The following is a 9,104-nucleotide window of genomic DNA, read 5'->3' as shown; positions in this document are numbered from 1 at the left end:
GATGGCGACGTTATTGCCCGCCGTGTAGGTGGCCGTGCCGCCCGGTGCGATGTTCTGCACGCTGGTGCCCGTCGCAGTGCCGGTGCCGGTGGCTGCCGTCGTCACGAAGAAGCCCGCGTTGGCCACGTTGCTCACCGCCGTCAACTGGTTCACATTCACCGCGTCGGTGCCCAGGGTACCGGGCGCCACGTTGGTGATGGTGGTGTTGTTGGCGTTGATGCCCGCGGTGGTCACGCTCGGTCCGTTCGTGATGGTCAGGCCGTTGGTGTCCAGCAGGCTGTTGCCCGTGGTCACGCTGGTGAATACCGGCGTGTCGGTCATCTGCAGCTGCACCTCGTTGCCCACCACGGTGGTCCTCAGGTTGGCGCCGCTATAAGTGCCGGCCGTGGTGCCCAAGCCGGTGATGGCCAGGGTCTCGCCCAGCAGGCGGTTCACCGTGCCGGTGTTGCCGGTGAAGGTCATAGGCGTGGTCGCCAGCGTGGTGATCTGGCTCACATTGGCCACGTCGGTCGGGTTGACGCCCGCCGCCACGTTGGTGATGGTGGCCGGGTTCAGCGTCAGGCTGCCGCCGATGGTGGTGCCACCAGTCAGCGTGGTCGGGCCGGTGGCCGTCAGGTTGGTCGTCGTCACGCTGGTGAACGTTGGCGTGGCCGAGGTCGCGATCTGCACCTCTGCACCGTTTTGCGTGATGGCGATGTTGTTGCCCGCCGTGTAGGTGGCCGTGCCGCCCGGTGCGATGTTCTGCGACGTGGTGCCTGTCGCAGTGCCGGTGCCGGTAGCTGCCGTCGTCACGAAGAAGCCCGCGTTGGCCACGTTGCTCACCGCCGTCAGCTGGGTCACGTTGACCGCATCGGTGCCGGCCACACCGGCGGTCACGCCGCTGATGATGCCCGTGCCGCCGGCGTTGATCGTCGTGGCGCCAAACACTGGCGAGTCGGCCATCTGCAGGTTGATCGCACCCGTAACCGGATCGGTCACCGTCTTCAGGTTGCCGCCCGAGTAGCTGCCGGCCGTTGCAGCCGTGCCTTGGATCGCCAGCGTGGTGCCGAGATCCCGGTGCACCACCCCTGCGGTCGCGTCGTTGCCCGTGAAGTTCAGGCCAGCGCTGGTCAGCGCATTGGTTGCACTAGTCACCTGGCTCAGGTTCACTGCATCCGTCGGGTTCGTGCCCGCCGCCACGTTGGTGACGACGTTGCCGCCCATGTTCACCGTGGTGGCCGGGTTCAGCGTCAGGCTGCCGCCGATGGTGGTGCCACCAGTCAGCGTGGTCGGGCCGGTGGCCGTCAGGTTGGTCGTCGTCACGCTGNTGTTGCCGGTGAAGGTCATAGGCGTGGTCGCCAGCGTGGTGATCTGGCTCACATTGGCCACGTCGGTCGGGTTGACGCCCGCCGCCACGTTGGTGATGACGTTGCCGCCCATGTTTACCGTGGTGGCCGGGTTCAGCGTCAGGCTGCCGCCGATGGTGGTGCCACCAGTCAGCGTGGTCGGGCCGGTGGCCGTCAGGTTGGTCGTCGTCACGCTGGTGAAGGTGGGCGTCATGCTGGTGGCAATCTGCACTTCCGAACCGACCTGCGTGATGGCGACGTTATTGCCCGCCGTGTAGGTGGCCGTGCCGCCCGGTGCGATGTTCTGCACGCTGGTGCCCGTCGCAGTGCCGGTGCCGGTGGCTGCCGTGGATGGCGACGTTATTGCCCGCCGTGTAGGTGGCCGTGCCGCCCGGTGCGATGTTCTGCACGCTGGTGCCCGTCGCAGTGCCGGTGCCGGTGGCTGCCGTGGTCACGTTCCAGCCTGCATTGGCCACGGCGCTCACCGCATCAATGGCCGAGTTGGTGGCGAACAGCTGGCTGCCGTTAATGGCATCCGTGCTCGTGCCGCTGATGCGCCCCGCCGCCACGTTTGTGATGGTGCGCTCGGCGCCCACGCTGCCCACGCTCACCGTGCTGGCTGGCGTCGTCCCTTGGAACACATAGGGCGTGCCCGCAATGGTCACACCGGGCGTGCCCACGGGCGCTGCCGTTACCGAACCCGAGCCCAGCGCAACGTCGCCGGCACTCACGATCGCCGTGGCGCCGTCGCCGATTGCCACATTGCCCGCGATGCCGACAGCGCCAGCCGTGGAGCCGTTGCCCAGCGCCACGCTGCCTTGGCCTATCGCCTTGTTGGCATTGCCGATAGCGACCGCGCCGTTGGCCTGGTTGGTGGCTGTTGCAGTCGCTGTGCCGTCGCTGTTGGCGATGTTGTCAGCGCCACCAACGAAAGCACCCGTGCCACTGGCGAAGCTCGGGTCGCCGATCGCAACGGCACCGTTGCCGTAGGCTGTATTGCCCGAACCGATGGAAACCGCCTTGCCGCCAGTGGCGGTGGCGTTGGTGCCGATGGCCACGGCCTCGGCGGAACTGGCGGTGGAAGTGGTGCCGACAGCGATGGCGCTGGTGCCATTGGCGACGTTGCGGTCGCCAATTCCCACAGCGCCTTGGCCTGTTACCGTGTTCTGGAAGCCGATGCCAACCGCACCCTGCGCCGCCGTGCCGGCCGCGCTCACAGCCTGCCCGCCGCCGCCGACCATGTTGGTGTTGCCCATGGCGACCGCGCCGTTGCCGGTGGCCGTGTTGTCCAGGCCCGCTGCGATGGTGCCGTTGCCGGTGGCGGTGTTGGGATCGCCAATGGCGACCGCGCCGGCGCCGGTGGCGACGTTGCCTACGAAGGTGTCGGCGTTGTAGCCACCGATGGAGACGGCTGAACCCACCCCCGCCACGCCGGTGGCGATACCGTAGCCGCCGATCGCCACGTCGCCCAACTTGTTCGCCGTCACCCCGTCGCCCAGTGCGACAGAACTTTCGCCGAAGGCGCCGGAGAAATTACCGATCGCAGTTGTGTAACGCGCGCTGGCTCTCGTTTGAGCCCCAATGGCGACCGCATAGTCGTTCGTTGCAATCCCCCGGATTGCAATCGACTGGTACGCGCTCGCTTTCGAGCCCGTGCCCACTGCAACTGCATATATGCCGCTCGCATCTGCCCTGTAGCCAACCGCAGTCGCTTGGATACCGGCCGCCGAAGCGACCGGACCGGCCGCCATCGAATACAGCCCCGTCGCGCCATCGTTGGCGTAGTTGCCCAAGGTTCCTGCCGGGCCGTCATCGACGCTGTAGTAGTGGGTCGCGCTTGCCGCCACGGCGCTGTTGAGCTGGGTCAAGTTGATCGCGTCCGTGCCTGCCACGCCCGTGCCCACATTGGTGATGACGTTGCCGCCCATGTTCACCGTGGTGGCCGGGTTCAGCGTCAGGCTGCCGCCAATGGTGGTGCCGCCGCTCAGCGTGGTCGTGCCGGTGGCCGTCAGGCCGCCGGTCGTCACGCTGGTGAAGGTCGGCGTCATGCTCGTGGCAATCTGCACATTCGCGCCGGCCTGCGTGATGGCGATGTTGTTGCCCGCCGTGTAGGTGGCCGTGCCCCCCGGTGCGATGTTCTGCGTCGTGGTGCCAGTGACCGTGCCGGTGCCCGTCGCCGCCGTCGTCACGAAGATGCCCTTGTTTGCGGTGGCGCTCACCGCATCGATCGCGCTGTTGGTGGCGAACAGCTGGCTGCCGTTGATGGCGTCCGTGCTGGTGCCGGTGATGCGGCCTGCCGCCACGTTGGTGATGGTGCGCTCGGCGCCCACGCTGCCCACGCTCACAGTGCTGGCTGGCGTCGTCCCTTGGAAGACATAGGGCGTGCCAGCAATGGTCACGCCGGGCGTGCCCACGGCCGCTGCCGTCACAGATCCGGAGCCCAGCGCCACGGCGCCGGCGTTGCTTGCCACGGCCGTGTTGCCCAAAGCCAGGCTGCCTGGGCCCGAGGCCGTCGAGGCGTTGCCCACGGCCACCGAGCCCACGCCCGTTGCCGTGTTGGCATTGCCGATGGCGACCGCACCTTGACCAGTTGCGGTGTTCTGGAAGCCTATGCCAACCGCGCCTTGCGCGGCCGTACCGGCCGTGTCAACGGCCTGGCCGCCGCCGCCCACCATGTTGGTGTGGCCCATGGCGACCGTGCCGTTGCCGGTGGCCGTGTTGTCCAGGCCGGAAGCGTTGGCGCCGTCGCCGGTGGCAGTGTTGGGATCGCCGATGGCGACCGCGCCTGCGCCGTTGGCGATGTTGCCTCTGCCGATCGACACGGCCGAGCCGGTCCCGCCGTTGGCGCTGGCGTTCTGACCGATCGCCACGTCGCCAGCCATGCTGGCGCTCGCCGTGTCACCAATGGCCACCGAGCTGGCGCCGGCCGCGGAGGCGGCCACACCCGTCGCCACCGCGTTGATGCCGGTGGCGCCGTCGTTGTTGTAGTTCGCCTGTTGCACGCTGTTGTCGTTGACGCTGTGGTAATGCACCGGATTGCCGACGGCAGCCCGTACGGCGCCGTTCAGTTGGGCCACGTTGACCGCGTCGCTGTCATTCGTGCCGGCTGCCAGGTTGACGATCTGGCGGGTGTGGCCCGCGGAGCCCAAAGAGACCGCGCCCAGATCGGTGCTGTTGGTGGCCACGATGCGTGCGACATCTGCGGCGCTCGCGCCAGCGGGCACATAGCCCGCCACGCCGGGCGCTACGTTGGCCACAGCGCCGCTGCCCAGCGCAACACCCTTCATCCCTGCGGCGGTGGAGCTGGAGCCAGTGCCGATGGCGACGGCGTCGGCACCGCTGGAAACGGCAGACTGGCCGATGGCGATGGAGCCTGAAGCACCGGTCGCAGTGGCACTTTCGCCTATGGCGATATTTCCAGCGCCGTTCGCGTTCGCAGAGCCCCCAAGGGCCATCGCTCCCTGCTGCTGGGCAACGGCTTGCCAGCCGACAGAGACAGAACGCACACCATTTGAATTCGCCGAATAGCCTACTGCAAGGGCGCTAGTGTTATCCGCGACTGCACCGTTGCCAAAGGCTTGCGCATCTAGGGCATGTGCCCGGGCGAAATTGCCAATCGCCGTTGTGTTCGCCCCAGTAGCCTCAGCGATATTTCCCACCGCCGTAGCGCCCTGGCCAGACGCCAATGTTGCCGTACCAAGGGCCGTGGAAAAACCGCCCCATGCACGGGAATTCTGACCGTATGCAGAGGAATTTACGCCCCAGGCTTGAGCCTGCCATCCAACTGCGGTGGCGTTGGCTGAGGTGGCTTGAGCGCTCCATCCTATGGCGACATTGGCGCCAGCACCCTCCGCCCCACCCCCTTGCGCATTTGCCCCGATCACCACGGAGCCACCGCCATATGAGATAGCGCATTCGCCAGCACTCCCGCCGATCACGATGGTTCCGGTGCTGTTGGCTGTCGCGCAACCGGCCAAAAGGTTGGCATACGCTGGCGACGAGAATGAACCAACCAACGCCATGAGCGCCGCGGTTGCAGTCAGCCCGCCCAACCCGCGGGACGAGAACCTAGCTCGCGCCTGCGAACTCTCGCTCTTCGCCACTTCACCACCGGCAGATTTCTTTCCGCATGCCCGCGCAGTTTCCGGCGCCGCGACGAATGCCCCCAGCGCCGCATTCCAGATCGAACGATATGTCTTGTTCATTCCATGCTCCCCTTGCTTAGTTCTTGCCGTTGATAGAAGCGCCGGCAAAGCCGAAAGTGGCTTGCCTCTGGCGTTGTTGCTGCTGCTCATTTGCCGCAAAGGCACTCGTGCTGCCTTTGCTGCCCAAAACTCGGTGCTGTTCTCTGGTCGTCATGCGGTCCTCTTCCCAATCCGTGCGAATCGATAGCTGAAAGGGCTTGAGGCCCCGTGAAGCAGATGCATCAGCAGCGGCGGCGGGGAACTTTTGGAGGCCCGGAGTGCTCTGTGTTGCGTGCGAAATGGATCGTGCCGATGGGGCCAAGTGGCAGTGAGAATCTCGCGAGGATTTGTCAGAATTGAGTTCACACGGGTGCGGAAAAGCGGACTTAATGCGCACCTTTGAGCTACCCCGGTTAACCAGCCGCGCCCCGCATTCGCACGCTTTTGGCGGCCGGGGGGCTGCTCCTGCTGAGCCTGTAGCCTTGCCCGCGAATGTGAACAAGCCGCCATTCGCAGCCGCGAGAGACGCCAAGGTTGAGCTTGTCGCGCAGCCGCGCAATGCAGGCGTTGAGCCAGCGGCCCGACTCGCTCGGCGCGAGCGACGACGCCATGGTCAGCAGGTACTGGCGCGACAGCACCTGGCCGACGTTGTGAAAGAACTCCAGCGCAAGCTCGAATTCGAGCGGTGAGAGGCGGATTTCTTCTTCGTCCACCATGACGGATTTGGTGGACGGCTTGAAGCGATAGCCGCCCCACTCCAGACCGGGGCCGGTGGGGGCCAGGGCGTGCCGTGCCATGCAGCCTTCAAGACCGACGTAAACATCAGAAAACGACGAAGGCGCGGCCACCAGCAGGTCGATTTCGTTGCAGCCCAGCGATTCCAGCGGCTTCAAGAGGTTTTCACGCGTGAGAAAAAGCAGCGGCACATTGGGGCCGACTGCGTTTCTTGCGCCGCTGATCCACGTGGCCAGATCGGCACGCCTCCGGGGCAGGCCGATGCACATGGCGGAGCAACGAAGCGAGGCGGTGGGCAGAAACAGCAGTTCCTGCAGGTCTTCAAAAATGAGGGGGGCGTGGCCGAACGCGCGGATGGTGCGGCGCATGTGTTCCCTGGTGCGAAACACGGGGTCGAGCACTCCCACGCGTTGATGGGGCGGCTGCTTGCTGGCTGACATGGTGTGGGCTCCTCTGGACTGGCACCAAGCTCTGCCGGTGGGCTTTATTGCAGCGCCACGCAGCGATGTAAGACTTAGTGCTGAAGATGGTGCCCAGCGACCGCGCGCGGCGTGGGCGGCTTGCGAGAGTTGGCGAGAATTGAATTCGCGGACGCAGCGGTTCCGCGAATTTGTTCACGCATGAGGCCTGCCCCAAAGGGCACAGGGGCCGGCCTCAGACCGCGGAAGCCATGCCGGCCGCACGCTGTGCTTGGGGGGCGGCCGCGGGACCGTCATGTGCGCAAAGCTCCAGGCGATAGCCCTGGCCATAGACGGTATGCAGCCGAAGGCCGTTCTCGACGTTCAGGCGAAGCTTGGTACGCAGCCGGTAGATCTGGCTGTCGAGTGCGCGGTTCGATGGTTCGCTGTCGCGGCCGGCGCGGTCCAGCAGATGGGTGCGCGATACCGCCCTGCCAAGGTTGCGAAACAGCGCCAGTGCCATATGGAATTCGCTGTTGCTCAGCGACACCCATCGCGCGCGTTCGCCGGCCACCACGTGGAACTGCACGCTCGAGACGCTGCGGTCAAACACCCAGTCGCCGAATCGCTCCTGCACGCCCTTGCCCGTGGACTGCGCTGGTGCCACAAGGCGGCGAATGCGCGCGGCCAGTTCGAGCGGGCGAAAGGGTTTGACGATGTAGTCGTCGGCGCCGGCATCGAGCGCGCACACGGCGTCTCGCTCGGAGTTGCGCGCGCTCAGCATCACGACGGGGACGGTGCTTTCGCGCTGCTTGCGCAGCCAGGCCAGCAGCTGGAACCCATCGAGGTCAGGCACGTTCCAGTCGAGCACCAGCAGATCGAAGCTTTCGGTGCGCAGCGCGCTGCGCAAGGCTTCGCCGCTGTGGAACGGCACGCACGAGACGGGCTCGTCGGCGTTGTTGAACAAGCGATTTTCGAGCGTGTCGACCAGATGGCTCATCTGGGTGGGCTCGTCTTCAAGGACAGCAATGCGCATGGGGTTCCTCTTATCTGTATCTACAATCACCTTGTTAGCGCGAACATCTGCTTGTTTGCGCTAACAATTGCTATCTTCGGTGATTGTTAGCGCAAACAACCTGGGAGAAACCCTGTATCAATTGAAATCTTTTGACTTATGTGGGCTTCGCGGGCCGGCCGCTATGCTTGGCTCGCACGGAGCCAGCGGCGACAGAACAAGAAAGCAACAGACAAATGAACGAGCAACCCGAAACCACACCCTCCGTCACCCTGGAGGAAGTGGCGCGCCTGGCGGGGGTCAGCGGCATGACCGTTTCGCGGGTGCTGCACGACCATGCCAACGTCTCCGACCAGACCCGGGCCAAGGTGCAGGCCGCCATCGCCGCCCTGGGCTACGTGCCGAACCGGCTGGCGGGCGCGCTGGCCACGGCAAAGAGCCGGTTGATCGCGGTGATCGTCCCCTCGCTGAGCAACATCGTTTTTCCGGAGGTGCTGCGCGGGGCCAACGAGCGCTTTGGAGCCTCGGGCTATCAGGCGGTCATCGGCGTCTCGGATTACGACCTCGCAAAGGAGGAAGAAGTCATTGCGGCCATGCAGTCCTGGCGGCCCTCGGGCTGGATCCTGGCGGGACTCGAACACACGCCGCGCGCAAGGCAGATCCTGCGCGAGGTGCGCAGTCCGGTGGTGGAACTGATGGACCTCGACGGAGAGTCGATCGACATGGCGGTGGGCTTCTCGAACCGAGAGGCCGGCCGCGACACGGGACGGTTTTTTGCCGACATGGGGCGGCGCCGGATCGGCTACGTGGGGGGCGACCTCAGCCGCGACTTGCGCGGCGCCAAACGCAAGACAGGCTTCGAGCAGGGCCTGGCGGAACGCGGGCTCCAACTGGAGGGTGAATTCACGGCACCCCAGTCATCATCGCTGCTGCTGGGCCGCGCGGGCCTCGCGCAACTGCTCCAGTCTCATCCAGACCTGGACGCCGTTTATTTCTCGAACGACGACATGGCGGTGGGCGGGCTGATGCACTGCATGGCCACGGGCATCGACGTTCCCGGCCGCCTCGCGCTGGCAGGATTCAACGGACTGGAGATCGGCGAAGCCTTGCCGCTGCGGCTGACGACGGTCAAGTCACCGCGCCATCGCATTGGCGAGCTGGCCGCTGAACAGATCCTCGCAAGACTTGCCGGCCAGACGCCACCGCTGCGGCACGACGTGGGTTACGAGTTCGTCGCCGGGCAGACGACGTGAGTTGACGGGCCTGCCCGCAAGAGAGCGGGCGCCGCAACAAATGTGAACTAATGCCTATATGACCAGGTGTTTTGCATTTCAAATCTGACGAACTCTCGCTGGATTCTCTCGCCATTTCAGACTTCCAAGCAGGATCAGAACCCAAGCCCCGGTGGACGCCCGCCGGTCCGCTTGATGACTCATTCTGCTCGGAG

6 protein-coding genes and 2 pseudogenes are annotated in these 9,104 nt (G+C 65.6%); 1 reads left to right on the top strand and 7 read right to left on the bottom strand.

Translation table 11 applies throughout. The features are described 5' to 3' along the window. The 7 genes and pseudogenes from ASC78_RS28035 to ASC78_RS16815 all read right to left on the bottom strand — a co-directional run. Positions 1–1,203, bottom strand: a pseudogene (locus tag ASC78_RS28035) (ESPR-type extended signal peptide-containing protein); the annotation flags it as partial. A 104-nt stretch (positions 1,204–1,307) separates the two neighbouring features. After that, positions 1,308–1,419, bottom strand: a 112-nt coding sequence (locus ASC78_RS28380) for a hypothetical protein (protein WP_443082728.1), incomplete at its 3' end; no start/stop codon positions are given. Positions 1,420–1,585: 166 nt separating this feature from the next. Continuing rightward, positions 1,586–4,942: a beta strand repeat-containing protein gene (locus ASC78_RS16825; protein WP_443082727.1), complete on the bottom strand. Its 3,357-nt coding sequence runs from the start codon at positions 4,940–4,942 to the stop codon at positions 1,586–1,588. Further along, a pseudogene (locus ASC78_RS28375) lies at positions 4,940–5,530 on the bottom strand (ESPR-type extended signal peptide-containing protein); the annotation flags it as partial. The gene ASC78_RS16825 and the pseudogene ASC78_RS28375, both read right to left, overlap by 3 nt. Positions 5,531–5,546: 16 nt before the next feature. Beyond that, positions 5,547–5,684, bottom strand: a complete 138-nt coding sequence (locus ASC78_RS28370) for a hypothetical protein (protein ID WP_162246104.1) — start codon at positions 5,682–5,684, stop codon at positions 5,547–5,549. 238 nt (positions 5,685–5,922) lie between these two features. After that, positions 5,923–6,684, bottom strand: a complete 762-nt coding sequence (locus ASC78_RS16820) for a winged helix-turn-helix domain-containing protein (protein WP_082517563.1) — start codon at positions 6,682–6,684, stop codon at positions 5,923–5,925. Between the two features lie 214 nt (positions 6,685–6,898). Then, a complete protein-coding gene (locus tag ASC78_RS16815; protein WP_055803336.1) occupies positions 6,899–7,678 on the bottom strand; it encodes a response regulator transcription factor in 780 nt (259 codons plus the stop codon). 215 nt (positions 7,679–7,893) lie between these two features. Here ASC78_RS16815 and ASC78_RS16810 point away from each other — a divergent pair, with 215 nt between their 5' ends. Beyond that, a complete protein-coding gene (locus tag ASC78_RS16810; RefSeq protein ID WP_055803333.1) occupies positions 7,894–8,910 on the top strand; it encodes a LacI family DNA-binding transcriptional regulator in 1,017 nt (338 codons plus the stop codon). Positions 8,911–9,104: the final 194 nt, after the last annotated feature.

This window comes from Variovorax sp. Root318D1 (assembly GCF_001424835.1).
In the GTDB taxonomy this organism is placed as follows: domain Bacteria; phylum Pseudomonadota; class Gammaproteobacteria; order Burkholderiales; family Burkholderiaceae_C; genus Variovorax.
The sequence above is the reverse complement of the archived record's forward strand: the minus strand, read 5'-3'. Positions and strand labels throughout refer to the sequence as shown.